Origin of the sequence: Bhargavaea massiliensis, from assembly GCF_018390575.1 — a bacterium.
Classification (GTDB): domain Bacteria; phylum Bacillota; class Bacilli; order Bacillales_A; family Planococcaceae; genus Bhargavaea; species Bhargavaea massiliensis.
The window spans coordinates 122,649-146,197 of sequence record NZ_JAHBCJ010000001.1 but is presented as its reverse complement, the minus strand read 5'-3'; the positions used below and the strand labels follow the sequence as shown (position 1 = coordinate 146,197).

The window sequence follows — 23,549 nt, the reverse complement described above, 5'->3', positions numbered from 1 at the left end:
CAAACAGCATCGAAATGAAAATTGAGAGTCAATCAGGAAGGGAGCGGGAAGGATGGACCATCAGACAAAATGGCGGCTGGACGCCGCCCGTACGCTCGCGGAGAAACTGAAAGAGGCAGATGGCATCCGGGCGGTTGTGGCGGCTGGCTCTGCAGCGCGGAGCTATTCGGATGTGTATTCGGACCTGGAACTGATCGCCTACTGGGACCGGCCGCCGGGCATGGAGGAAAAACGGGCCATCGCCGGGGAGCTGGGTGCTGTCCACCGATATCCGAAGATCGATCATGGCCATGAGAGCGCCCTCGAGATCGAAGGATTTCCGGTGGACCTGTGGCATAAGTCTGTCTCGGAGGAAGAGGGCGTCCTGGACCGGGTGCTGAAAGGCTTCAGCACCGATCTCGGGGACAACAATGTGGCCGACACGGTCCGTACCGGCATCCCGCTGTACGGGGAGGAACTGATCCGGGAATGGCAAGCACGGACAGAAGAGTACCCAGATGAACTGGCCCGCCGCTTCCTGGACGGCTACCTGCCGCATTTCCACCTGCGACAGCTTCAATTTGCGGCCCGCCGCAATAACCCGGCCGCATTCTATAACATCCTCAGCAATATCCAGTCCAGCCTCTTTATCGTCCTGCTCGCGCTGAACGGCTCCTACTTCCCGACCTACAAGTGGATGTTCAAGCGGCTTCATGAGCTGCCGGCCAAGCCGGAAAACCTGGAATGGCGGCTGAGGGAGATGTACAAGGAGTCCCCGCCCAAAGCGGCCGGGAGAATGCGGGAAGTGCTCGAAGAGACGCTGGAGCTAGTGAAGGACCGGTACCCGGACCTCGACACCGAGTTTGCCAGATACGGCATTAACCAGCCGTTGCCGGAACGTTTTTCTGACAGTCCGTTTAAACCGGATCAACAGGGATAAGGAGAGGGTTCAAGTGTACAAGACCATCATTTTCGACGTTGATGGAACACTCATTGATACGGAAAAGGCCGTCCTGGGTTCGCTCCAGAAAATGCTGAAGGAAGAATACGGCAAACAGATGCCGCTGGAGGAGTTGACGTTTGTTCTCGGAATTCCGGGCTCCAGTTCTCTGCCCCAACTGGGGATCGGGGATATCAATCATGCGAACCAGCGCTGGAATCATTTCATGAAAGATTTCTATCAGGAAATTAAAGTGTTTGACGGCATGAAGGAAGTACTGGGGACCTTGGAGGACAGAGACCTGGTCCTGGGCATCGTAACATCAAAAACAAATCAGGAAATCATAGATGACTTCGAGCCGTTCGGACTTTCGGGTTATATGACGCACACCGTCTCTGCGGACGACACCGAAAAACACAAACCCGACCCGGATCCTTTATTGAAGTTTCTTGAGATTTCAGGCGCTGATCCGAAAACGGCAATCTACATAGGGGACACGGTCTACGATTATGCATGCGCAAGGGATGCGGGAATCGACTTTGGATTGGCCCTTTGGGGCTGCAAGAATTCGGAGGGGATTTCCGCGACATACAACTTTGAGAAACCCCAGGATGTGATTCGCCTACTCGTATGAGCGAATTACGTCTTTGTCCAACCGGTAATCCTCATCTCCATATTCCTCTTCCTTTCTGTAAAGCCAACCAAGGACGGCTCCGTACAGCGCATGTCCCGCTAGCCACCAGGCGAGCGACACCCAGTCGGCAACTGCCGGAGTACGGCCAGACAAGGAAGTGACCGGCCAGATCAGGACACCGACCAGCGCATTCACGGTGACGAGCCAGACGATAACGCGGGAGCCGAGCATCCGCATCCGCCTGATCAGCCATAAAAGGATGGTAGCGAGAATAACAGAGACAATCAGATGGAAAAGGAATTCGACCGGAGCGGGGAAGGTGACCGCGTTCATGACCGGAATATAATCGACATTCATGAGGAGCGTATACACCCTCCGGCCGCTCTGCTCCTCGACTGCCCAGAGGAATGCCCCGAGCAGGATGCCGCTGAAGATTCCGGCCCCAATCCCATGCCACATCCACTTCCGTTTCATTCCGATCACCTCCCATCTTTCACCAATTGTACAGGATTAGGAGATAGAAGGAAATGGGAGAGGAAAGCGAGTGCTTCGAAATTGAGCGCGAGTGCATCCAAATTCATGGTGAGTAAATTGAAAGCTGCCGGGGGTCCATTAAAGTGGTTTATAAGGATGAGCCCTGTCTCGTCAGTCGGACCGACACCTAATTTGAAAGGGGAAAAACCATGCCGTCATGCATCTTTTGCGACATTATTAATGGTAAAGCTGACGCACGCATCATCTTTGAGGATGACCTCGTCTGTTGTTTCCTGGATAAGTTTCCGATCAACCCGGGGCATGTCCTGGTCGTGCCGAAGCGTCATGCGGCAGAGTTCACCGACGTGGATCCGGAAAGCCTGCAGGCGGTGATCCTTGCCGCACAGCAAGCCGCCGGCGCAATCGAATCCACCTTCAAGACAGACGGCATCACCGTCATGCAAAATAACGGGGCGTTCAAGGACGTGGAACATTATCATATGCACATTGTTCCGCGGTATAGAGGGGATGGCTTCGGCTGGACAGAGCCGGAGACCGACGTGTCATCGATTGATTTTGATTCGTTGGAGATAAAGATCAGAGAAGCGATGGCGGAATGGCCGATTGTTTCGTGACTGACGTTCTTCCTCCGGTTTCATCATTTGAGCTCTAGGTCTCGTCATTCACCGTCTCACTTTCGTCATTCAACCGATTAGTCTCGTCATTCGCGACGGATCCCATGGCGAATGACGAAACTAGGGGGCGGAATGACGAAACTGCCGTCCTGAATGACGAAACGGGCAGAAGGAGAATGACGAAATCGAAGGTCATTCTCCAATTAAACAAGCCGCCCGGCTCCAGCCGGACGGCTTTCCTCATTCCAATATCTTCGCCATGTAGTATTCATCCACATAGCGGCCGTCGATGACGAGCGAATCCCGCTTCACGCCTTCCACTTGGAATCCCATCTTCCGGTAAAGGGCGACGGCGGCCTCGTTCTCCGTCATGACGGTCAGCTCCAGGCGGCGGAGTCCGCGTTCACGGGCCCATCCGTCAAGCTGGCGTAAAAGTACGGTGCCGGTCCCTTTGCCGCGGGCGCGTTGATGGACGCCGATGACGACGTAGGCGCGGTGGCGGGTGCGTCCGGTTTCATCTCCGCGTGCGATCAGGTAGCCGGCGATGCCACCGGTGTCTTCCGCGACGAATAGGGCGGATGCGGGATTCTCCCGGAAATTTACGATCATCCGCTCCACTTGTTCCGGAGTGAGTCGGCGCTCACCCGGGCCGAACAGCATCATCCCGGAGTCTTCCGCACTTCTCATTGCTTCCAAAAGACCGTTCGCATCAGCCGGGACGGCCTCTCGTGTATTTCTGCTCACAGCCAATCATTCACATAGGCCAGCGGCCCGAGGACGGCTCCGGCAACGGCTCCGAAAAAGATGAAATAACCGGTATGGATGTCAGCGGGGCTGAACGATTTGTTTTCATTCTCCATGATCGGACGCCTCCGCTCAATCAAAGATGTACTTAAGCGCCTTGATCGCCTGGTCGCAGTTCTCCACGGTCGCGCTCGCCTTGCGGGAAAGTTCCTTCAGCGCGTGGATATGCTGCTCCGGACGGATAAGGATGAGCGGCTTGCCGAGTGCAACGGCGGCACTCGCATCCATCGCGGTGTTCCACTGCTTGTATTTCTCGCCGAACAGCGCGATGACGAGATCGGCTTTTTGCATGAGCACTTCTGTGCGCAAGTTGTTGAAACTCGATGCCGCCCAGTCTTTGTAGAACGGACCCGGCTGTTCCCCGATGATCTCTTCGCCGATGTTATCGGAGCGGTCGTGGTCCTCCTGGGGACCGACAAAGTCGACCGGCAGTTTCAGGGCAGCCGCCTTCTCTTTGATTTCATCGCGCCAGGACGAGTGGATCTCTCCAGCCAAATAAACAGTCAAACGCATGATTATCCCCTCCGCAGAAAATTCAGTCTGCTTTTATTGTATCATGAGTGGCCGGGCTAATGCTAAATTTGGCAGGCAAGGCATGTACCATCGGAAGCCGGCACTTCAAGAGGGAGGAACAGCGTCCGGTCGATCAGGTCGGCAAACAGGACAAGAAGGCCGCCGATCAGGGCGGCGGCAGGAAGCAATGCGCCGTATGTGCCTCCGACCAGCCTTCTCGCCATGTGGGGGCCATCAGCCTGACAAAGCCCATCGTCCCTCCAAAAGCGACGGCCGCATCGACAAGCGCGGTACTGATGACAAGCAGGAACAGTCGCTGCCTCTGTACACGGCTTCCGAGCCCGGTCGCCAACTGTTCTCCAAGCTCCTGGATATTGAGCAGGCGGCGTAATTGCGGCAAACAAGATGCTCGATGACCTGGATCAGACCATGAGTAAGCAAAAGTAAAAGTCGGCATGCACATGAAGAGCCCTTGGAAACGATATGCGTTTCCGAGGGCTTTTAATGTGCTCGGGGAAAGATGCGCCGCACTCCGGTAAAATCCTGAAGTTGGGGTAAAGATACGAAAGAGAGAACACCCGGAAGGAGGCGGAACCTATGAAAGTCGGCTATGCCTGCATCAATACCACATTAAAAGGCGGTTTCCGTACATGCCGGGTGGCGACGGTGGAGAAGGAGGGCGAGCGGATTCTCAAGGAGCTGACGCTCGCAAACCTGCGCCATACGAAGAAAATCATCGGGTGGAACATCGTCCACGGCATCGGTTTCTACCGGCTGAGCAGCGACCTGATCGTGCTCGCGACGCATCCGGTGAACACGTGGGACTGGGCGAACGATCCCGACGTGAAGGAAATCTGCGGGGAGATCAAAGCCCTCCGCGATAAATTTAATCTTCGCATCTCCATGCATCCCGGCCAATATTCGGTGCTGAACTCGCCCAACCCAGAGGTCGTCAGGAAGACGCATGAGGACCTCGCACACCACGCGACCCTCATGGAGCTGACCGGCGCGGAAGACATGATCCTCCACCTCGGCGGGAAATACGGCGACCCGGAAGCCGCGCTCGGACGCCTGATCGAGGAGACGGATCGGCTCCCGGAATGGATCCGCAAGAAACTGCGCTATGAGAACGACGACCGGACATATAATCTTGCAGACGTGCTGCACGTCTGCGAAGCAGCCGGCATTCCGGCCTGCTTCGACATCCACCATCACCGCTGCCACCCGGCTGAAGAACCGCTGGACGAACTGCTTCCGCGCGTTTGGAATACTTGGGAGCGGGTGGGCGTCCCGAAGATCCACATCAGCTCGGGACGCGACCGCCCCGACGACCGCCCGCACCATAACTACATCGTGCCGGAAGACCTCGACTGGCTGCTTGCAGAGCTGGACGGGAAGGACGTAGACATCATGGTCGAGGCGAAGATGAAGGAACAGGCGGCACTTGGCGTGATCGGGATGCTGAAGGAGCGGGGGATTGAGGTGGACGAGCCATAAAGAAAAGGACCATCGGCGGCCGATGGTCCTTTTGAATGCACTGAAACGGAGGGCGAGTGCTCCGATTTCCGGCCCGAGTGCTTCCAAGTTTGATGCGAGTGCCTCGATTGTCCATTTAAGTGCTTCCCAAATTGAAGAGAGTGCTCCCAAGTCATCATTAGTTGTTCAGTGGGACAGTAGATATCCGTCTGCACATCCTAAAACTGTCCCGCATCGTCCGGATCCTTCCGCTTAAATAAACTAATTAGAAAAGTAAATAGACTGAGGAGCGCAGTGATTCCGGTCGAAATCAGAATGCCGATATCCCGGTAGCTCCAGTACACCCCAGCCAATAGTACACCCATCAGGACAGTGTCCAGAAATTTAAAGCCTTTGTGGTCAAAGACGGTATCGAGGTCTTTTCCAATCGTCTTGTTTGAAATCTCCCGGACAATGCCGATCGCGAGCAGCACAAGAATGGCTTCCAGCTCTGAAGTGCGGACGAACACCGATACAATCGCGGTGACTGCCGACAGGTAAAAAAGAAGATTGAACGTGATTTTCCATTGATTGGCGGAGATGATCATGGCTTATCTCTCCTGCAGACACATACCATCTGTCCGCTTCCAGCCACAAAGGGACGCCCGCTCCAGTCGCCGTACATGCCCTCCAATTGGAAGCCATGCTGCCGGAGGAGCCGCTCCAGTTCGAGCGGATACGTATAGCGGAGCGAGATGGCATCCTGGCCGAGCGGTGTGCCGTCTTCGGCGAACCGCTCAGTCGTGCAATGAAGGATTTGTGTGATGGGTTCATAAGTCTCGGTGTGAACCTCGCGGATCTGGCGCCCATCAGTTTCCGATTGCTCTTCGTACCGGTCCGGTTCGGCGAGTTCCGATGGCACGGGGTTCCGCGTGTCGAAGATGAACCGGCCGCCCGGCTCAAGATGCCGCCGGACGCTTTTCATCATCCGGTCTTGGTCCTCATTCGTCAGGAAGTGCTGGAACGAGTTGCCCGCCATGACAATGAGGGGAGCGGAAACAGGCAGGTCAAGCTCCCGGCAGTCCTGCCGAAGGAAGCGGATAGGGAGACCCTGTTCCGCCGCTTTCTCCCGGGCACGTTCAAGCATTCCCTCATGCAGGTCGACGCCGGTCACTTCATACCCGGCTTCTGCGACTGGAAGCGTGATCCGCCCCGTACCGCAGGCGAGGTCGATGACTGCCGAGCCGGCGGGGGGCAGGTGCCCGAGGATGAACCGTACATCTGCGTCGTACCCACCGTATTCCCTGTCATATTGGAGCGGGTCATTATAGATCTCCAGGTTATCCGTTGTCTTCATAAGAGTGCCTCCCCCTATTGTTCCCTTTCCATTTTCGCAATGCAATTTTCGTATTTCATTTTCACCAGTAAGGTCCCGCAAGCCTTTCCGGTATCATTATAAATTTCTTTATCGACTTTGAGCTCTACGCTGCGGTCGGATTCGGGATAGCCTGGCTCTTCATTCGTGACGGAAAGGAGGCCTTCATCTGTCCATTGGACATTGAAGCGGCTATTGGCTTCCGCGTAGTAGACTGTCTTCGGCTTGCTGCCTTCCGCTGTAACATCCACCCAGACAGTGACCCCGCCGGCCGCTCCGTCATACGGACGATAGTAGGTGCTCGCCGTGTACCTGCCGGAAGGGGAGTCGAGCGGCTCCATGTAGGATTCACCTCCGCTCCGGTCAAACGGATGGAAATGTGTTTCATAAATAGAAAGACCGATGGCTGCTGCCGCGAGTCCCAGAAATGCGGCGAGCATCCCTTTTGTAACCTTCTTCCGCGCAAGCAGCCGGACCAGCAGCAAGATGCCGGCCAGAGCGGCACAAAGTACAAATAGTGAAATCAGCAGAAAACTCCCCATCTTTATCCCCCAAATCCCCCTGTTATTTCCACTATACTGTAAAATCAGAGTTTGATGTAGAGGAAATTGGAATCATTCTGACAAAAGCCCCCGCCGAATCGCTCCATTGCAATCCGACGGGGGCTCAGCAGCTTTCTAGGCTAGGTCAATCAAGGACCTTCCTGAACACATAACTGACCCGGTCATACTCCATCTTTTCTTCATAGAAACGGTGTGCATCCTCACGCTGCAGGCCCGAAGACAGGGCGACGCTTGTGTAGCTGTTCTCCTTCGCCCAGTCGTGAACGTAGTCCAGCAGCTTTTGACCGGATCCGCCGGAGCTGCGGTTCTGATCGGTGACCAGGTCGCACACCCAGACGAATCTGCCGTAGTAGAGCGTGATCATCGGTTTAAAGCCGATCACCGAAATAATTTCATTGCCGTCCTGAAGGGCCAGAATCCTGTAGCTATCCTTTTCCTTTGCTTCTTTCACAAGTTCAAGGTAGGTGGTTTCATCAAGATGCGTCCGCAATTGCTTCATGATCGGAAAAGCGGCCAGCAGCGCACTGGTTGACTCAAGTTCTTTAATGATCAGTGTGTCCATGTCTACATCCCCCTCGGTGGTCTTCTTTTCTTTTACGCGCTTTCCGCCTCGAAATATCCGGCTTTCTTCCGGTCAAACACTGACGCTGACAAGGCGCAGGCCAGGACAATGGCAAGCAGGGCGAAGCCGATCGCCGCCCCCTGAACGCTGAACCATTCCGCCAGCATGCCAAGCAGAAGTGTGAAGAGAATCTGCAGGACGTTCTGGAAGATGGACGCCAGACTGCCGACGCGTCCCATGAGCGCTGTCGGCACGTTGCGTTGGTAGAACGTGTCGTAGCCGGCATTGCTGAAGGCCATGAAGATGCCGAGCAGGACAAAAGCGATCATCGCGGTATAGAAACCGGCAGAGCTATAGAATGCCGCGTACGCGGCCATCGTCAGTATCGTTCCGAATCCTAGGTAGGTCTGCAGAGACAGCTTTTTCGCAAATGCAGCGGAAAGCGAAGCCCCGATCAGCGACCCGGCTCCAGCGATACTCACGAGCAGCCCGTACTTCTGGTCGCCGAGCGCCAGGTCCTGCTTGATGAACGTCACTTCCTGTGAGTCCAGAGCAAACGCCAGCATGAGCGCGGTCTGGAAAATCAAATAGATGCGGAAGAAGAACGGCTCCGACCGGATAAATCGGGCGACTTCGTCGAAATCATCACGCAGCATCCGCCACCCAAATCGTCCGGAAGGGGCACCCGTTTCTTTTGGTACCGGCAGAAGCGCGATGGCGGCAGCGCAGACGAAGAACGTCGCGCTGTTCAGGAAAACAGTCCAAGTCGTCCCGACAGTCATGATCAGCACACCCGCAAGCGCCGGACCGACGAGGAACGCTCCGGAATTCATCATGCCCATGAACGAATTGAACCGCTTGCGATCATGGTCCGGGACCAGCTTTGTGATGACGAACGTCGAACTCGGACCGAAAAATGTCCCGGTCGCATTTGTCAGGAAGACCAGCAGATAAACGACCCAGATCGACCCGGCGAATGGCATCATGAAGACAAGCAGTCCCCGGATGAGGTCGGAGGCAATCATGAGCCGCTTCTTGTCGGAGCGGTCAATCACTGATCCGGCGAACAGGCTTATGAGCACCCGGGCGGAAGGGCCGATGACGTAAAGGAGGGCGACTGCCGCCGCCGAACCGGTCATGTCAAACACGAGCAGATTCAGCGCGATCAAATAAATCCAGTTGCCGAACTGAGATACCCCGATGCCCCCGATCAGCAATCCGTATAGCGTACTCCGCCTCATCCGCATCCCCCCGGAAAAACGTGTTAACCCAACTATACTGCAAGGACAGAAGGATAAGGAAAGGGAATTGTTGCAATTTTAATACATTGGATAGCTTCCGAATGTGAAATCTGGGCGGCCGAATATGCAAACTCGCGGCTTCAAAGTGCAGACTCGTGGCCCTAATGTGCAATCTCAAGCGCCGAACGTGCAAACTCGCCCGTCAGCCCAAAAGCGTGCTGCTGCCCGACCAGGGTGCAGCACGTTTCTTGTGTGAAGAAAAAGTTTTTCGATTTCCAATCATTATTTATTGATATTCGATATACATTTATCTATAATCGAGAAGAATCAACGGAGAGAGGTGTGCTTGATGAAGAGGGGATCCACATTGTTCCTGAGGCTCACTTTGATTGTGATGGCTCTGCCGGTGCTTCCAGTCGTCCTCCAGCTTGGCATCGAAGTATCGCTTGCGCTGATCCGCGGGGAAGCACTGCCGTTTGCGGATTGGGGACTGTTCGCCGTATTGGCCGGTTCGGCGGTGCCTTATTTCGGCGTTGCGCGAGACATGGCGGATGCTGGGAATGATTGAACGTCAGGAGGCGTTCTCGGGGCCGTCTGTCCAGGCACTGGCAAACATCAGGCGCTGCGCAGCCGCAGTCGCCATCCTGTTTGCGCTCGGCCTACCCGTATTCGCCGCCCTCGCCCGGATCGAAGATGCCCCGGGTCTCGTCGTCCTCGGCATGGCCGTCGTCGGGATATCCGTTGTCATCGCCATATTCACGGCGGTGCTCAGGCATCTTCTGAAACAGGCCATCTCCATCCGGGCGGAAAATGAATTTACGGTCTGAATGCCAGACCATCAACAAGAAACGAGGTGCACAATATGAAAAAAGGTTCTACATTGCTTTTGAAGCTCGCGGTCATCGTGATGGGTATTCCGGTGCTCCTGATTGCGGTGCTGATCCTACCGAAAATTGTCCTGGAAGCAATGGGATTTATCGGCGAAGGGATGCAACTGCCCTGGATCGTCCTCGGCCTGATGGCCATCATGTACATTTCAGCCATCCCGTTTTACATGGCCCTTTACCAGGCACTGAAGCTCCTGGGCTACATCGACCGCAACGAGGCGTTCTCGGAGCTGTCGGTCGGGTCGCTCAAGAAAATCCGCAACTACGCCTTCACGATCAGCGGCCTGTATGCGGTCGCGCTGCCGTTCATCTTCATGATCGCAGAATGGGATGACGCCCCGGGCCTCGCTTTGATCGGCCTGGTCATCGTCGGCGCGTCGCTCGTGATCGCCGTCTTCGCCGCGGTGCTTCAGCGACTGCTGAAACAGGCAATCGACATCAAACAAGAAAACGAACTGACGGTCTGAGGAGGGGGAGCCAAATGCCAATCATCATTAATCTCGACGTCATGCTCGCCAAGCGCAAGATGAGCGTCACCGAACTCTCCGAAAAAGTCGGCGTCACGATGGCCAACCTGTCCATCCTGAAAAACGGCAAGGCCAAGGCCGTCCGCTTCTCGACACTCGAAGCCATCTGCAAAGCGCTCGACTGCCAGCCGGGGGATATTTTGGAGTATCGGGAAGAGGAATAGCCTGCAACAGGGGCGAATGTTTATGTTCACCGTGTAATTAAAAAGCAGGAGCGTGTCCACATGATCCCTTTCTTTGAATACAACTGGCAGGTTAGAGACGAATGGTTTGCCTGGTGCAGCCAGCTGCCTGAAGAAGAGCTGGTCGGCCCCAGGACCGGTGGGGTAGGCAGTATCTTAGAGACACTGTTTTATATCATTGACGTCGAATACAGTTGGATCCGCGGAATTCAGGGCAAAGAGGATATCGTGTTTGGCTATGCCGACTGCGATACACTTGAGAAAGTTCGGTCCCTTTCTGACCGGTGCAGAGGTGAGGTCACTGAATTTTTGAAGGGATATGGAGAAGGGCTGAATGAGAAAGTAGTACGGGTCCCGTGGGATGATGAGGAATATACTATGGATGAGGTGTTGCACCACCTCATTGCACATGAAATCCACCACACCGGACAGCTCTCGGTCTGGGCGAGGGAACTGGATCTCACTAATGTTTCTGCACATTATGTGGGACGCTCATTAAAGACGCACTTCTCCAATTAGGAGTGGATGTAGAAGGAAAGGGACCATCGATTGCCGATGGTCCCTTTTAGATGGATTGAGGTCGAATGACGAAACTGGCGCCGCGAATGACGAGACTGCGCACACGAATGATGAAACCGGGACTGCAAATGACGAAACTGCACACCCGAATGACGATACCAACACTTAAGACGATTCTCCCGACAATTGTTCCCGCCCGGACACCCGCGGAAACTTATTATCTGCATTGGCTCCGGCCACCCATCTTCACGCATCCCAGTCGGCTGCAGATGATCCCTTTATTGTCAATAAATTAAGGAAGTGTAGGATCTTTTTGGTATAATTGAGTGAAGGAGATGTTGTCTACTTGATACTTCGAAGTCCGGGGGGATTAAATGAACAAAGGATTAAAGATTGTGATCAACCTTAGTTTTGTGGGTTATTTAGTTGCGTTGGCTGTATTGCTGTTCTTAAGTTCCCGGGGATCCTTATGGTCTGGGTTAACGTGGACGGAGTATATTAGAAATTCATCTAATTTTGTACCGTTTAAAACGATAAACACCTATCTAACAGGGTTTATGGATGGCAGTATGAATAAGGATATCCCGGTGAAAAATCTCCTCGGCAACTTATTGCTGTTTTTGCCGATGGGAGTCTATCTGCCATATTACATAAACAAGGTCCGAGAGATCAAAGGCTTTTTGGTTTCGATGAGCATCTTGTTGATCATTGTCGAAGTGGTCCAATTGGTTACGAGAAGAGGAAGTTTCGATATTGATGATTTCATGCTTAACCTGCTGGGTGCTCTGATAGGGTTTGGGATCTTGAAAACAGTGATTGTTCAAAGGCTGATTAGAGTGCCATTAAGAGGCGGTCACTAACTGTATTTGCCGGTATAAGAATATGGAGTCGTTAACAGGAAAGGGATCATCCGGTGCGGATGATCCCTTTTACGTTATCCAGATGATTAGCGGTACGTATTCGAATGACGAAACCGGCGCCGCGAATGACGAGACTGCGCACACGAATGATGAAACCGGGACTGCAAATGACGAAACTGCACACCCGAATGACGAAATCGCACGTCTGAATGACGAAACCAACACTTAAGACGATTCTCCCGGCAATTGCTCCCGCCCGGACACCCGTGGAAACTCAATCACCTGGGCAGACGCAGGCCGCTCATACAAGCTCATCAGCTCAATCGGCGTCTTCCTGAGCCGGTAGCTCATCTTCACACGGTCCCAGTCGGCCCCGAACTTGATTTCGTACTCATCCCGGAGCGCGCGCATCATGAATTCCAGATACGTCATGTCGTTCCGATTTTCCCTTGAATACACCTTCTCCGGTGTGATGATCCGGATGCCCCGGGCCATCATCAGGCCCATCATCGTGTCCCAGTCGAACTTGATGCCAAGCCCGAACGAATGGACGTGCCTCGTGACGATCGCATCGAACTCGCCCATGTCGGCCCATCGGAGCAGTTCCATAGCGGCTTCGTTCCGCTTGTAGCTGCTCGCTTCATAAAACAGGTCATAGTCACAGCGCCCCTCGACCACGCGCAGGAGAAGTTCCTCGTTGTCATCGGCTGAGGCATGGAGCGGCGCGCGGCCCCAGTAGGTCGAACGGACATATACGGCAGCTTTCCGGATCGGCGGCAGTTGGATAGTCATGGCTGATCTCCTCCAATAGATTTTGAGATGAACCTAGTGTGGGAGATTCGACGTGGAAATATACACACCGTCGGAGGGAGGAAGAGGGGTCGCGAAGAAATATGGTAAAATTATGGAAAGGAGGCGTTTCCTTTGCTCAGATTCCTTTCTGCTTCAGTATCCGCAATCATATTCACGGCATTGCTGTGCTTGTTTCAATACACACCAAAAGACGAGGTGGAGCCCGGAGTCTATCATTTCGGACTGGGTGAACTGTTTATGATCTATCTGATTTACATCGCACCGATCTATTTAACGTTGGGAATCGGCGTGTCCTGGACGGCTGATCAGTACATCCGCGGCAAGTTCGGGAAACTGAGGGCATATGTTCTGAGTGGAGCCGGAATCACGGGAATGATCGCGATTCTGACGATGCAGGATGACTTCATTCTTCTGTCACTCCTGCTCTCTGGCCTGCTTGGAGCTGCCGCTGCGCTGGTTTACTGGCTGACCGAATTATGGGTGGGCCGGATATGTAAGAAGAGCCGACACGTGCATCGTGTTCGGGCATAGCCAGGTGAAGGAGAGATGAAAGTTGGACTTTCTAATCACAGTCGCTGCAATCGGAGGATTAGTTTTTGTGATTTTTTTAGTTGCTTACGCGAATGCAATAAAAAGTATAAACAAAACGAAATAATCTCTCACAACGTTCTCGGGAAACGAGAATGTAGTGTCATCATAAAAGCATTCGTGAACGACCATATGATCCTGTCACAATAATTCTATAACATGAAAACATCTCATTAAAAATTGTAATGAGGTGGCTTTTGATTAGTTATTGATCGCTTTACAAAATGCTAATTGGGGGATGGGAAATGGGAAGTCATTCTTTGTTAAAGGGTTATAAAGTCTCTGTAGCAACAAGTAGAGAATCAGACCAAATCATATGTCTTTTGAAAGATGTGGCGAAATGGCTCAAGGAACAGAAAGTTGACCAATGGGGATTCCTGGCCGGCGGAGGGGAAGACGAAGAAATCAAACAAGCCATAAATAAAGGAGAGACCTTTATCGTTAATAGGGATGGAGAGGCGGTGGCCACCTTTACATTGTGTCAGCAACAAAGTTGGTGGGACCAACATACTTGGGGGAAATTAAGTGATGAAGCCATTTACCTTCATCGGTTAGCGGTAAGGCCTTCGGAAATCGGATCCGGCTTGGGTATGATTGTTCTCCAGTGGTTGGAAACTGACCTTAAGGATCAGGGGAAGAGCACATTAAGATTGGATTGTGTAAGAGATAACTTCAAATTAAACAACTTTTATCTATCCAATGGTTTTAATAAAGTGGGTGAGACTGACGGACATTCTTTGTATCAAAAGAGTCTTTTATGATGTAAAGCAATCTCGAAAGCTTAATGTACAAGTACCGAAAGTGGAAAAAGGAAACTAAAAACAACTCCTAACGTCCAGATTTCCAACACACTTACAGTTGTTGTGTTGGTGGAGTACATAAAAAATGGGGATGAAGCGATGTGGATCATATTAGGGGTTCTTGCGATCGCCGCAACATTTACGAATCTTTATTTGTACCGAGCAGGGAAGGATTATAAGCTTGCCATGGCGATGGGGTTATCGCTCACGACATTCACCCTTTGTGCAGAATACAGCCTGGTATCCGATTGGGTGAAAGCGGAAGACTGGGCAGCGCTGATGGACGTCGTCCCTGGCATGGAGCGGGCGTTATGGGTACTGACCATCATTTCGATTTTGCTGAATATCTCACCGATTCTTTTGGAACGAAAAGTTAAGAGATCATGGGGGTGAGGGCATCAAGAAAGAGATCAAGATTGGTTATGGGGAACTGGATGCCAGGGGGAAGTTTATTCGAACGCTTTGGGGCGGCCCTTTAATCCTTGCGTTTCTGTATTGGGCAGTTGCAGAGGCGGAAGGCCATCCGGATCTCGATAATGTGTACTTTAGGTTCTGGATCCCATTTATAGCCACTCTGGCCACTCTCGGTGATATCGTGTACGAGTATTTAAAGTGGAAAATAGACGAGAAATCCAAACAATAAGAACCTGAGTCCAGGGTGAAGGGGAACTGCAATGAGGAAATACTCGGGTATCTTATCTATTGTCATTTTGGTAGTCACTTATATCAGTTTACAATCGCTTGTCGGGAAGGATATCGGGTCCTCATGGGTCTTTATTGTCTTGATTGGATACTCGTCAGCTGTTCTGGCTTCTTGGTATAGCGAAAGCGGTTTTTGGCGGAAAGTATCAGCCGCTATCTTGATTGTGCTTCCGGCAGGATTTCTGGTCATCATTGCGATATTTATGCTTGGACTGAATGGTTTTTAACCTCGCCCAACAGAGAATACTGGCGTCTTTTCCTATTTCCCCCCTCCGGCGAAGTTGTATAAAATGGGGAGAGGCTTTTCAAGGAGGACAACATGGAAACAGATTTAATATTGATCATCAAAATGATCGTGATCGGGCTTGTCCAGGGCTTTACCGAACCGATTCCGGTATCGTCCAGCGGGCACGTCATGGTGGCGAGTGAACTGCTCGGTCTGGGGGAGCAGGGCTTCACGTTTGCGATCCTGACCAATACTGCTTCGCTGCTGGCGATTTTGTTCATCTACCGTCACGACATTGCAAGGCTGGCGGTCAACTCATGGCAGTATCTTCAAACGAAAAATGACCGATATAAAAGTGACTTTCGCTTTGTCTGCTTTATCATCATCGGAACGATTCCGGCAGGGGCCCTCGGCTTTTTACTGAGCGACTACATTGTGGAAAACGTCAGCATGACAACGATTGCCATCATGCTGTTCGTCACGGGGATCGCCCTGTGGCTGATCCGCAACATGAAGGGCACCAAAGGCGAAAGCGACCTCACGGCAAAAGACGCCATCCTAGTCGGCCTGGGGCAGGCTGTTGCGCTGACACCGGGAATCAGCCGTTCCGGCGCGACGATCATCTCGGCAATCGCCGTCGGCATGAAGCAAGAGACCGCCCTCCGGTTCTCGTTCATGCTTTACATTCCCGTCAGCCTCGGCGGCCTCGTGCTGGGCGTGGGGGATTTCATGGATGAACCGAACAAAGCGGGCCTGATGATCCCTTACTTCGCCGCATTTGTCGCCACCCTGTTCATGACCTACTTTGCACTCAAGTGGTTCATGGGCGTCATGAAGAGCGGGAAGCTCGTGTACTTTACATACTACTGCTTTATCGCAGGGATTCTGCTGCTGATCTTTTTCTGATAGAAAATCAAAAAGGAAGTCTCTTCGAACGGCCTGATTATCAGGCGTTTCGGAGGGACTTCCTTTTCTTTAGGATTACTTCTTTTCCATGACGGCAAAATAGTTGTCTTCATTGTCGGCGAAGTTAAAGACCCTGCCGGACGGCATGTTAACAATCTCCCCGACGGTCGTCTTTTCCTTCAGTTCACGGTGCAACTGATCGAACTTGTCCGTAAAGAACATGAGGGAAGGCGTGTCCAGATTTAAGCCTGGTGACATCTTAGAAACAAACGCTTTGATGTGAGGGATGATGCTCGTTTCCGCGTCTTTGGTCGGCGCGATTTCAATCCATCTGAAGCCCTGCTGGTTGTCTTCTTCCGCAATCACGGCAAACCCGAGTTGCTCCGTCCAAAACTTCACCGACTCGTCCTGGTCATTGACATACAGCATAATCTGGCCGACTTTGCTGATCATCGATCGTTCACCCCTTAAATAGGAAGACTGTGGATGACATTCTGGATTGGAAAGTAAAATTCCTTCTTGTTAAATTTCCTGATACTGAAAGGGCTTCACCGGCCGCAAGTCGAATTGGTTACCAGGTAAGGACTGGCTTGGACAGGAGGGACAGCGTTGGGTATTGAGTTCGAAGTGGAACGGGATGTCCGTGTGCCGAAGGAGCGGCTGTATGACGCGCTGCTCGACCTGGAGGCCGCAGAGCATTGGATGCAGGGGCTCGTCGGGATTGAGCGGCAGGACTCAGGACCGATGCGGGAAGGCAGCACGTGGATCGAGACGAGGAAGATGTACGGATCAAAGGCATCCGAGCATTTCGAAGTCGTGGAACTCGTGCCCAACGAGAAGGTCGTAATCAGAGTCGATGGGACAAAAGGCATGACAGGAAAAGGGGAGTACCTCTTCACGTACCGGGTCGGCGGGACAGGAGACAAGTCCAACGTCCATCTGCACGGCGAGATCGGGGGGCTCACCGGCCTGACGAAGCTGTTCGGCAAGATGATGGCCGGCCCATTCAAGAAAGCCACCGCGAAAGACCTGGATGCGTTAAAAGCATATCTGGAATCCAACAAGAAATAGGAAGGGGAGAGCAAGATGGGGAAAGTCATACACTTCGAGATTCACGTCGACGATATGGAGCGGGCGAAAGAGTTCTACGGGGAGGTATTCGGCTGGACGTTCGAGGACTGGAGCGAATACGCCGGCATGCCGTACTTCGGGGCGGTGACCGGGGACAAGGACGAAATGGGCATCAACGGCGCCCTCATGCAGCGCCAAGGCCCGCCACCGGATTCCGGGCAGCCGCTCAACGGATTCGCCTGCACGATGGGCGTCGAAGATTACGACGCCACAGAGGAGAAGATTCTCTCAAACGGTGGCACCGTCGCCCTCCCGAAATACGCCCTCCCCGGCATGGCCTGGCAGGGCTACTACACCGATTCGGAAGGGAACCTCTTTGGGATTCATCAGACGGATGAGAATGCGAAGTAAAACAAAACCTCCGAGACAGTTGCGGTTTTCAAACCAAGGAAGGGTTTATATGGAGCAAGTAAATTTCTTCGAAAATAATATTGAACAAGCTGAAAAAGCATTTATGTCACACAAGAAAATTATAAGCGAACACTTGCCATTTGCAGATATCCAGCACGTCGGAAGTTCAGCCATACCCAGTTGCCTGACCAAAGGCGACATTGATATACAGGTGCGTGTTCCAACGGAAAAATTTCCATTGGCTGTTAAAGCTCTTGAGACGTTATATGACATCAACGAAGGCAGTTCAAAAACAGATGACTTCAGAGCGTTTCAAGACGATTCAGCCACCCCTCCATTGGGAGTACAATTAACTGTAATCAATTCGGAAGTTGATTTCTTCTGGAAGTTCAGGGATGTTTTACTGGAAAATAATAAATACCTAAAAGAATATGATGACCTAAAGAAAAGTCATGAAGGCAGCGAAATGGATAATTACCGACAAGCAAAAAACAAGTTTTTCGAAAAAATTATGGAAACACCGGAATTCAAAAGACTGTGATTAATAATACCCGGTGTCTATCAGCCGGAGAATGCGCAATAACGACAGATCACAAACCGCCGGAACCCGGCGGTTTTTCGCATTTCACATTTAACAATTGTTTATCCCCAGTTAACAATGTCTCAACAGACCCCGCCTATACTAAGGCATGTAGGCATGCCGGATCATGGAGGGACGATGAAACGGGAAGCAAGCCTGCGCAGCACGACATACATAGGAAAGAGGGTCTGATCATGAAGTGGAAATCGCTGGCCGGTATCATCGCCATTGCCTGTGCAGTCGTTCTGATGACAACCAGCCTCATCAGCCCTTCGGTAGAAGGGAAGACGAACGAGAACAAAAAGCTGCAGTTCAACGCTGACGGCAACTATAAGATTGTCCAGTTCAACGATATCCAGGATGACGAGGAGACCGATCCCCGGACAATCGAATTGATGAACACGGTATTGGATGAAGAAAAGCCGGATCTCGCCATCCTCAACGGGGACATGATGAACGGGGACCTCGACACGGAAGAAGAGGTCAAACAGGCCATCGAAAACATCGCGAAGCCCATGGAAGAGCGGGGCGTCCACTGGGTGGTGACATTCGGGAATCACGATGAAGACCACACGCCGAAGACCGGCATGACTGAAGCGGATCTGCTGGATGTCTACATGTCGTATGAACACAACGTAAACAAGCCGGGCCCGAACGGAGTCACGGGGACCGGCAATGCATCGATCGGGATCAAGAACTCCAAGAACACGGAGACGGCATTTAACGTCTGGCTGTTCGACAGCGGACGCTATGCTCCGGGCGAGATTGCAGGGCAGGATTTCGAAGGCTACCAGCAGTATGAGTGGCTCGGCCAAGACCAGGTCCAGTGGTACTACGAGACGTCGAAAAAGCTGGAGCAGACAACCGGACACAAAGTCCCGTCACTCGCCTTCATGCACATCCCGCTCCCGGAATTTGAATTCATGTGGTATGCCAGCCCATTCGAGCGGACAGAAGAAAGCCATCAGAAAGCAGTGGGAAAGCACAGCATCGTCGGCGAGAAAAACGAATGCGTCTGCACCGGGCCAGTTAACAGCGGCATGTTCGCAGCCATGCTCGAGCGCGGCGACGTGCAGGGCGTCTTCTCCGGTCATGACCACATCAACACCTACGTCGGCAACTACTACGGCATCCAACTCGGCTACGCAGGCAACGCCGGCTTCGGCACATACGGCCTCGGCGGCGAAGAAAACGACCGCCTCCGCGGCGCACGCATCTTCAACCTGGATGAAAATGCAGAAGGGGTCCTGGTCGACACCAAGATGGTATTCGCGAGGGACTTTGGGATTCAATAAATTCTGCTGGAACATGAAAACCGCCGGAACCCCGGCGGTTTTTCCCTTTGAACCTAAACGGGAGTAATGCGACAAGTGAGCACATCCCGCCCCCTCGACTGGAAAACATTTATAATAGAAGGTACAAAGCTGTAACAAGAGGAGGACCATCCAATGCCCATCCACAACAAACTCGTACGTGACCGGATCCCGGAGATCATCGAACTCGCCGGGAAGGAAGCAAAAACACGAATTCTGAATGATGATGAATATATGCAGGAACTCAGAAAGAAGATCGGTGAAGAATACGAGGAATACCTGGCAGCCGAGAATGCCGTCGCAGCCGTCGAGGAACTCGCCGACATGCTTGAACTCATCTACGCAACAGCCGCCGCACACGGAGCAACACCTCACCAGCTGGACATGATCCGGGAGGAAAAAGCCAAGAAGCGGGGCGCGTTTGATGAGAAGATTTATTTGATAGAGGTTAAGTAATTAAAAACAATTGATTATCTATAAGAAGAAGCCACGGCATATGCCATGGCTTCTTTTTATAACTCGTTAAATACCGTCAGTTCTTCTTTTGTTGTCATAGATGACATAGAAAATCTTATTGAGGACCGTATCTCTTCATGGGAATAACCAGCGGCAGCAAGTACATGTGAGGGCTTGCTAGAGCTACATGCAGAACCGGTTGATGCTGCTACATAAGGAGCAAGCTGCTTGAGCAGTAACTCATTGTTAATCCCTTTAAATTGGACATTAAGAATGCCTGGGATTTTGTCTTTAATGTCACTGTTAAATGAGATTGCATCACCAAATTTATTATTGAGTAACCCCGTTAAATATTCTTCATTCTCAATCAGTCGGCGAATATTATTTTTCAAATTCTGTTCAGTGACTTTGGCTGCTTTTCCCATACCAACAATGTTATGCACTGCTAGTGTTCCGCTCCGGATTTCTTTTTCTTGCCCACCACCATGTAGAAGCGGGGTAATGGGAGTTGGAATCCCGTATTGATCTTTTTTAATATACACAGCTCCAATCCCTTTAGGTCCATGGAATTTATGAGCTGAGCAAGACATAAAGCTGATTCCTGGATAGTCTTCTAAAGAGAAGTCTAGCTTACCAACTACTTGAGTTGCATCTGTATGAAAAAAGGTGCCACTTTGCAGACAAATGTTTGAGATCGCCTCTATATTATTAAGGGATCCCAGCTCATTATTCCCCCACATAATAGTAACGAGAATGGTGTCTTGGCATATTTCCTGTTCAACAGATTTGGGATCCACTCTACCATATCGATCTGTCTCTAAATACGTAACGCGATATCCTTTGCTTTCAAGAAATTCGCATGTCTCTAAGACAGAAGGATGCTCTGCGACAGATGTAATAATGTGATTGCCTTTCTCTGAATAAAAATCTGCGACACCTTTAATAATCATATTATTACTCTCTGTCGATCCACTAGTGAAAATAATTTCATCAGTGGATGTACCTAATAGTGAAGAAAGTTGAAGTCTGGATTCTTCTACTGCCTTTTTTGACGTATTGGCTTGCGCATAATATTTACTGGAGGGGTTACCATACTCCCTTAACAAAAATGGCAGCATTGCCTCGTAAACTTCTTCGTACATTTTTGTAGTAGCACTATTATCGAGATAGACCAATCGGCTGGCCTCCCATCTCAAGTAAATTCAACAATAGTTTCTCAAAGTTCCCTGCATACCGGTATTCGTTTTCTAGGAGCTCCATACCCCGTTCAATATGAGCGTTAAATAGTTCTGGGAAATATTCTTCTTCAGAAACATTTCGCTTTGAGTGCTGTTTAATCAGCGTTTTATAAACGAAGTCCATTTCTCCGGTTAAAGCATTCCTATGGATTTCCAGTCCATTGCGGTCAGGGGCGGCTTCAGGAATAGAAGGATCATTAAGCGAAAGAGCAACTGCAATTCTTGCTAAAACGTTCCAGGTCAAGCCGGTGTTAGCTTGAAGTGTTAAAAGCCGTTCGCCTGTCGCAGATGATGTTTTTAGACGAAAATTCATGGGCGTACAGTCCCTTCAGTGAGTAGCGGCAGATATTCATGAAGTATATTCGTAGATTGGTCTCCAACATTGAAATGAAGAGTATATTCTTTAGCCAAATGTGGTTGAAGAATTGAGAAATACTCTTGGTCAATTTCTGAATCAGTAGATAAGATAATTGACTGCGTCCCAGCATGAGGAAGAAAGTCCGTAAGCAAAGCTCTCTTATGAGACTTGTCCAGTCTGCCTAGAAGTGTATCGAAAATAAACGGTACTTCTCGTTGGGAGCTCTTGAAGACGGCCCAGATCAAAGCAATTAATAACATTTGCTTCTCACCAGATGAAAGTGTCATTTTATTTAGCGGACGGTTTTCAGCATCGAGTAAGTCTACTTCGTATGTTTGCGGGTCAATAGAGATTGAATAAATATAGTTCTTCTTTCTAAAAAGTTTATTCAACATTCTAAGAGCTTCTTGCTCAACTTGCTGCATCTTTTTCTGAAGTTGTAGCTTTCTAAAGCGCTCACTTAATTGAATGATTTTCTTAGCTTCTTTAAAAGAGGTATCTGTCTTCTTATCGACAAAAATAGCGTGTTCTAATTTCTCTATAGAAGCGTTTATTGTTACAAGTTCTTCATTAACTTGATTAAGTTTGTTAGATAGAGCCTCAATCTTTTCATCATTCAAGACAAGCTCTTTTTGTAATTGCTCAATCTGACTCAAGATCTTCTCGAATTCTGAAGTGGAGTCATTGATTTTTAGCTTTTCTCTAAGATTTCTTAAACGTTGTAGTTTAGAATTGCTGTCTTCAATCTTCTCCTTGATCGTTATAGGCGATTCACTAGTAACTTTAAGGTATGTCTGTTCAATCATACTGCTATCTGAGAAAGAAGCGTCATGAATTACTTTTTGGCTATTCTCTCTATTAATCGACGAAAGTAAAGAGTGTTTTAAAATCTTCTTGTTTTCAATGCTTGGATTTAGTTGGAGCTGAGAAATAACCGCTTCAAGTTCCTGTTCCCCGAGAAGGTTATCCAATTTATTCACAAAATGAATTGCTTCTTCATCTCTAATTTGTTTACGTGCATCGTTAAGGAATTTAAATGAGAGATGTAAAGGAAGCATATTGGAAGTATAAGATTTTATTTCTTCGGATATTTTCTTTCGCTCAATTTCTAGATTGTTAATTTCACGAATTAACCGTTCTCGTTCTGCTTTGACCAAGCCCCCATTTTGATCAAAATCACTTTTGTGTTGAGAAAGTTCTTCTTGCAATTTTTCTTTGTTTAATTGGGCTTCTTCTAACAGCTTTGTTAGAGAAGCTTGTTCCTGTCTCAGATTCTTCTGTCGATCTATGTAATTTTGGAGTTCACTTTGATTTTTATCATTTGTAGATAATGCTTGTTGTGAATAGAGGTCAAGGTCCTCTTCCAGTTTTTCGAAAAGATTAAGCTTGAATACAACTTTAGAAAGTGCGCTTAGATGAGTTGATAACTCATTGTTATTAACTATATTCGCTATTTCTTCACCGTCAAACAAACAAAAATCCAGTAATTGAGGGGGAAGAGATTCTTTTAATTGTGATTGGAACCTATGTGTTTCATCGTCGCCTAATATACGACCTGATTCCTCTACAATAAGAAATTCTTGTATTTTTCCTTCCCGGTATTTCCATGAACGTGTTAGTTTATAGTCCTTTATCTCATATTCCTCGTTCATGGTAATACTGACCGAAATACTAAAGGGCTTAATTATACGCGATTCTTTGGCTTTGTTATTGAGTATTTGGATAATGCGATTAAAATACTCTTTGTTGTCAGATTTATAACCATAACTAAAAGAACCAAACAAACCAATTTTGATTGAGTTTAATAGTGTTGTCTTGCCCGCACCGTTTTTTCCGCCGATCAAGATAACTCTACGAGCAGAGTCGCCCGTAAAGTCAAATTTGTTTTTGCCCGCATACGGGCCAATATTATTGAGTTCTATTGTATTAAATTTCAT

The 23,549-nt window shown here is 50.3% G+C and carries 34 protein-coding genes and 1 pseudogene; 20 read left to right on the top strand and 15 right to left on the bottom strand.

What is annotated here, in order from left to right:
• Positions 1 to 52: 52 nt before the first annotated feature.
• Positions 53 to 919 carry a DUF4037 domain-containing protein gene (locus tag KHA84_RS00770; protein ID WP_213421343.1) on the top strand — a complete coding sequence of 289 codons (867 nt, stop codon included), beginning with the start codon at positions 53 to 55 and terminating at the stop codon, positions 917 to 919.
• A 13-nt stretch (positions 920 to 932) separates the two neighbouring features.
• On the top strand, positions 933 to 1,553 hold the full coding sequence (locus tag KHA84_RS00765; RefSeq protein ID WP_213421341.1) for an HAD family hydrolase: 621 nt from the start codon (positions 933 to 935) through the stop codon (positions 1,551 to 1,553).
• On the opposite strand, the gene KHA84_RS00760 is transcribed toward KHA84_RS00765, so the two are convergent.
• Positions 1,542 to 2,027 carry a hypothetical protein gene (locus tag KHA84_RS00760; protein ID WP_213421339.1) on the bottom strand — a complete coding sequence of 162 codons (486 nt, stop codon included), beginning with the start codon at positions 2,025 to 2,027 and terminating at the stop codon, positions 1,542 to 1,544. The genes KHA84_RS00765 and KHA84_RS00760 overlap by 12 nt on opposite strands.
• Before the next feature lie 209 nt (positions 2,028 to 2,236).
• On the opposite strand from KHA84_RS00760, the gene KHA84_RS00755 reads away from it, so the two are divergent.
• Positions 2,237 to 2,662, top strand: coding sequence for an HIT family protein (locus KHA84_RS00755; protein ID WP_213421337.1), 426 nt, complete (start codon positions 2,237 to 2,239; stop codon positions 2,660 to 2,662).
• 34 nt (positions 2,663 to 2,696) lie between these two features.
• Here KHA84_RS00755 and KHA84_RS00750 read toward each other — a convergent pair whose 3' ends face one another.
• The 4 genes and pseudogenes from KHA84_RS00750 to KHA84_RS00735 form a co-directional block, all read right to left on the bottom strand.
• A complete protein-coding gene (locus KHA84_RS00750; protein WP_213421335.1) occupies positions 2,697 to 2,906 on the bottom strand; it encodes a hypothetical protein in 210 nt (69 codons plus the stop codon).
• The gene (locus tag KHA84_RS00745) at positions 2,903 to 3,406 is read right to left on the bottom strand and encodes a GNAT family N-acetyltransferase (RefSeq protein WP_336511062.1); all 504 of its coding nucleotides are present in this window, start codon (positions 3,404 to 3,406) and stop codon (positions 2,903 to 2,905) included. Before KHA84_RS00745 ends, KHA84_RS00750 begins: the two co-directional genes overlap by 4 nt.
• A 132-nt stretch (positions 3,407 to 3,538) precedes the next feature.
• A complete protein-coding gene (locus KHA84_RS00740) occupies positions 3,539 to 3,979 on the bottom strand; it encodes a YtoQ family protein (RefSeq protein ID WP_092093642.1) in 441 nt (146 codons plus the stop codon).
• Between the two features lie 62 nt (positions 3,980 to 4,041).
• Positions 4,042 to 4,364, bottom strand: a pseudogene (locus tag KHA84_RS00735) (iron chelate uptake ABC transporter family permease subunit); the annotation flags it as partial.
• Positions 4,365 to 4,576: 212 nt separating this feature from the next.
• Here KHA84_RS00735 and uvsE point away from each other — a divergent pair.
• Positions 4,577 to 5,476 (top strand): UV DNA damage repair endonuclease UvsE, encoded by a 900-nt coding sequence (uvsE, locus tag KHA84_RS00730; protein WP_213421333.1) that lies wholly within the window; start codon positions 4,577 to 4,579, stop codon positions 5,474 to 5,476.
• A 197-nt stretch (positions 5,477 to 5,673) separates the two neighbouring features.
• Here the strand turns inward: uvsE and KHA84_RS00725 are convergent, their stop codons facing one another.
• The 5 genes from KHA84_RS00725 to KHA84_RS00705 form a co-directional block, all read right to left on the bottom strand.
• Positions 5,674 to 6,042 carry a hypothetical protein gene (locus KHA84_RS00725; RefSeq protein WP_213421331.1) on the bottom strand — a complete coding sequence of 123 codons (369 nt, stop codon included), beginning with the start codon at positions 6,040 to 6,042 and terminating at the stop codon, positions 5,674 to 5,676.
• A complete protein-coding gene (locus KHA84_RS00720; RefSeq protein WP_213421330.1) occupies positions 6,039 to 6,791 on the bottom strand; it encodes a class I SAM-dependent methyltransferase in 753 nt (250 codons plus the stop codon). Before KHA84_RS00720 ends, KHA84_RS00725 begins: the two co-directional genes overlap by 4 nt.
• A gap of 14 nt (positions 6,792 to 6,805) precedes the next feature.
• Entirely contained in the window at positions 6,806 to 7,351 is a 546-nt protein-coding gene (locus KHA84_RS00715) for a DUF5412 family protein (protein ID WP_213421328.1), read from the bottom strand.
• A gap of 145 nt (positions 7,352 to 7,496) precedes the next feature.
• Positions 7,497 to 7,934, bottom strand: a complete 438-nt coding sequence (locus KHA84_RS00710; protein ID WP_213421326.1) for a GNAT family N-acetyltransferase — start codon at positions 7,932 to 7,934, stop codon at positions 7,497 to 7,499.
• Positions 7,935 to 7,966: 32 nt separating this feature from the next.
• A complete protein-coding gene (locus KHA84_RS00705; protein ID WP_213421324.1) occupies positions 7,967 to 9,175 on the bottom strand; it encodes an MFS transporter in 1,209 nt (402 codons plus the stop codon).
• A gap of 349 nt (positions 9,176 to 9,524) precedes the next feature.
• On the opposite strand from KHA84_RS00705, the gene KHA84_RS00700 reads away from it, so the two are divergent.
• The 7 genes from KHA84_RS00700 (at position 9,525) to KHA84_RS00670 (ending at position 12,379) form a co-directional block, all read left to right on the top strand.
• Complete coding sequence (locus KHA84_RS00700; RefSeq protein WP_213421322.1) at positions 9,525 to 9,743, top strand: hypothetical protein; 219 nt, start codon at positions 9,525 to 9,527, stop codon at positions 9,741 to 9,743.
• Positions 9,736 to 10,002: a DUF2975 domain-containing protein gene (locus KHA84_RS00695; protein ID WP_236823040.1), complete on the top strand. Its 267-nt coding sequence runs from the start codon at positions 9,736 to 9,738 to the stop codon at positions 10,000 to 10,002. Before KHA84_RS00700 ends, KHA84_RS00695 begins: the two co-directional genes overlap by 8 nt.
• A 35-nt stretch (positions 10,003 to 10,037) precedes the next feature.
• The gene (locus tag KHA84_RS00690) at positions 10,038 to 10,529 is read left to right on the top strand and encodes a DUF2975 domain-containing protein (protein WP_213421318.1); all 492 of its coding nucleotides are present in this window, start codon (positions 10,038 to 10,040) and stop codon (positions 10,527 to 10,529) included.
• Positions 10,530 to 10,543: 14 nt separating this feature from the next.
• Positions 10,544 to 10,753, top strand: a complete 210-nt coding sequence (locus tag KHA84_RS00685; RefSeq protein ID WP_063182211.1) for a helix-turn-helix domain-containing protein — start codon at positions 10,544 to 10,546, stop codon at positions 10,751 to 10,753.
• A gap of 60 nt (positions 10,754 to 10,813) precedes the next feature.
• Entirely contained in the window at positions 10,814 to 11,290 is a 477-nt protein-coding gene (locus tag KHA84_RS00680) for a DinB family protein (protein ID WP_213421316.1), read from the top strand.
• A gap of 374 nt (positions 11,291 to 11,664) precedes the next feature.
• Positions 11,665 to 12,150, top strand: a complete 486-nt coding sequence (locus tag KHA84_RS00675) for a VanZ family protein (protein WP_213421314.1) — start codon at positions 11,665 to 11,667, stop codon at positions 12,148 to 12,150.
• A gap of 22 nt (positions 12,151 to 12,172) precedes the next feature.
• Complete coding sequence (locus KHA84_RS00670; RefSeq protein WP_213421312.1) at positions 12,173 to 12,379, top strand: hypothetical protein; 207 nt, start codon at positions 12,173 to 12,175, stop codon at positions 12,377 to 12,379.
• Here KHA84_RS00670 and KHA84_RS00665 read toward each other — a convergent pair.
• On the bottom strand, positions 12,376 to 12,942 hold the full coding sequence (locus KHA84_RS00665) for a recombinase family protein (RefSeq protein ID WP_213421311.1): 567 nt from the start codon (positions 12,940 to 12,942) through the stop codon (positions 12,376 to 12,378). The genes KHA84_RS00670 and KHA84_RS00665 overlap by 4 nt on opposite strands.
• A gap of 132 nt (positions 12,943 to 13,074) precedes the next feature.
• On the opposite strand from KHA84_RS00665, the gene KHA84_RS00660 reads away from it, so the two are divergent.
• From KHA84_RS00660 to KHA84_RS00645, 4 genes are all read left to right on the top strand, one after another.
• Positions 13,075 to 13,494 carry a hypothetical protein gene (locus KHA84_RS00660; RefSeq protein WP_213421310.1) on the top strand — a complete coding sequence of 140 codons (420 nt, stop codon included), beginning with the start codon at positions 13,075 to 13,077 and terminating at the stop codon, positions 13,492 to 13,494.
• A gap of 302 nt (positions 13,495 to 13,796) precedes the next feature.
• Positions 13,797 to 14,312 (top strand): GNAT family N-acetyltransferase, encoded by a 516-nt coding sequence (locus tag KHA84_RS00655; protein ID WP_213421309.1) that lies wholly within the window; start codon positions 13,797 to 13,799, stop codon positions 14,310 to 14,312.
• Between the two features lie 138 nt (positions 14,313 to 14,450).
• Complete coding sequence (locus KHA84_RS00650; RefSeq protein ID WP_213421308.1) at positions 14,451 to 14,744, top strand: hypothetical protein; 294 nt, start codon at positions 14,451 to 14,453, stop codon at positions 14,742 to 14,744.
• 628 nt (positions 14,745 to 15,372) lie between these two features.
• Positions 15,373 to 16,185, top strand: a complete 813-nt coding sequence (locus KHA84_RS00645) for an undecaprenyl-diphosphate phosphatase (RefSeq protein ID WP_213421307.1) — start codon at positions 15,373 to 15,375, stop codon at positions 16,183 to 16,185.
• A 75-nt stretch (positions 16,186 to 16,260) separates the two neighbouring features.
• Here KHA84_RS00645 and KHA84_RS00640 read toward each other — a convergent pair whose 3' ends face one another.
• Entirely contained in the window at positions 16,261 to 16,638 is a 378-nt protein-coding gene (locus tag KHA84_RS00640; RefSeq protein ID WP_213421306.1) for a VOC family protein, read from the bottom strand.
• Positions 16,639 to 16,794: 156 nt separating this feature from the next.
• Here KHA84_RS00640 and KHA84_RS00635 point away from each other — a divergent pair, with 156 nt between their 5' ends.
• The 5 genes from KHA84_RS00635 to KHA84_RS00615 all read left to right on the top strand — a co-directional run bounded on the left by KHA84_RS00635 (position 16,795) and on the right by KHA84_RS00615 (position 20,016).
• Positions 16,795 to 17,256, top strand: a complete 462-nt coding sequence (locus tag KHA84_RS00635; RefSeq protein ID WP_213421305.1) for an SRPBCC family protein — start codon at positions 16,795 to 16,797, stop codon at positions 17,254 to 17,256.
• Positions 17,257 to 17,271: 15 nt separating this feature from the next.
• On the top strand, positions 17,272 to 17,667 hold the full coding sequence (locus KHA84_RS00630; RefSeq protein WP_213421304.1) for a VOC family protein: 396 nt from the start codon (positions 17,272 to 17,274) through the stop codon (positions 17,665 to 17,667).
• A gap of 49 nt (positions 17,668 to 17,716) precedes the next feature.
• Entirely contained in the window at positions 17,717 to 18,208 is a 492-nt protein-coding gene (locus KHA84_RS00625; protein ID WP_213421303.1) for a GrpB family protein, read from the top strand.
• A 233-nt stretch (positions 18,209 to 18,441) separates the two neighbouring features.
• On the top strand, positions 18,442 to 19,542 hold the full coding sequence (locus KHA84_RS00620; protein ID WP_213421302.1) for a metallophosphoesterase family protein: 1,101 nt from the start codon (positions 18,442 to 18,444) through the stop codon (positions 19,540 to 19,542).
• Positions 19,543 to 19,695: 153 nt separating this feature from the next.
• The gene (locus KHA84_RS00615) at positions 19,696 to 20,016 is read left to right on the top strand and encodes a nucleoside triphosphate pyrophosphohydrolase (protein WP_213421301.1); all 321 of its coding nucleotides are present in this window, start codon (positions 19,696 to 19,698) and stop codon (positions 20,014 to 20,016) included.
• Positions 20,017 to 20,072: 56 nt separating this feature from the next.
• On the opposite strand, the gene KHA84_RS00610 is transcribed toward KHA84_RS00615, so the two are convergent.
• The 3 genes from KHA84_RS00610 to dndD are packed head-to-tail and all read right to left on the bottom strand — an operon-like array spanning position 20,073 to position 23,549.
• Complete coding sequence (locus tag KHA84_RS00610; RefSeq protein ID WP_213421299.1) at positions 20,073 to 21,191, bottom strand: cysteine desulfurase family protein; 1,119 nt, start codon at positions 21,189 to 21,191, stop codon at positions 20,073 to 20,075.
• A complete protein-coding gene (dndE, locus tag KHA84_RS00605) occupies positions 21,175 to 21,567 on the bottom strand; it encodes a DNA sulfur modification protein DndE (protein WP_213421297.1) in 393 nt (130 codons plus the stop codon). The genes KHA84_RS00610 and dndE overlap by 17 nt, the downstream gene beginning before the upstream one ends.
• Complete coding sequence (gene dndD / locus KHA84_RS00600) at positions 21,564 to 23,549, bottom strand: DNA sulfur modification protein DndD (protein WP_213421296.1); 1,986 nt, start codon at positions 23,547 to 23,549, stop codon at positions 21,564 to 21,566. The genes dndE and dndD overlap by 4 nt, the downstream gene beginning before the upstream one ends.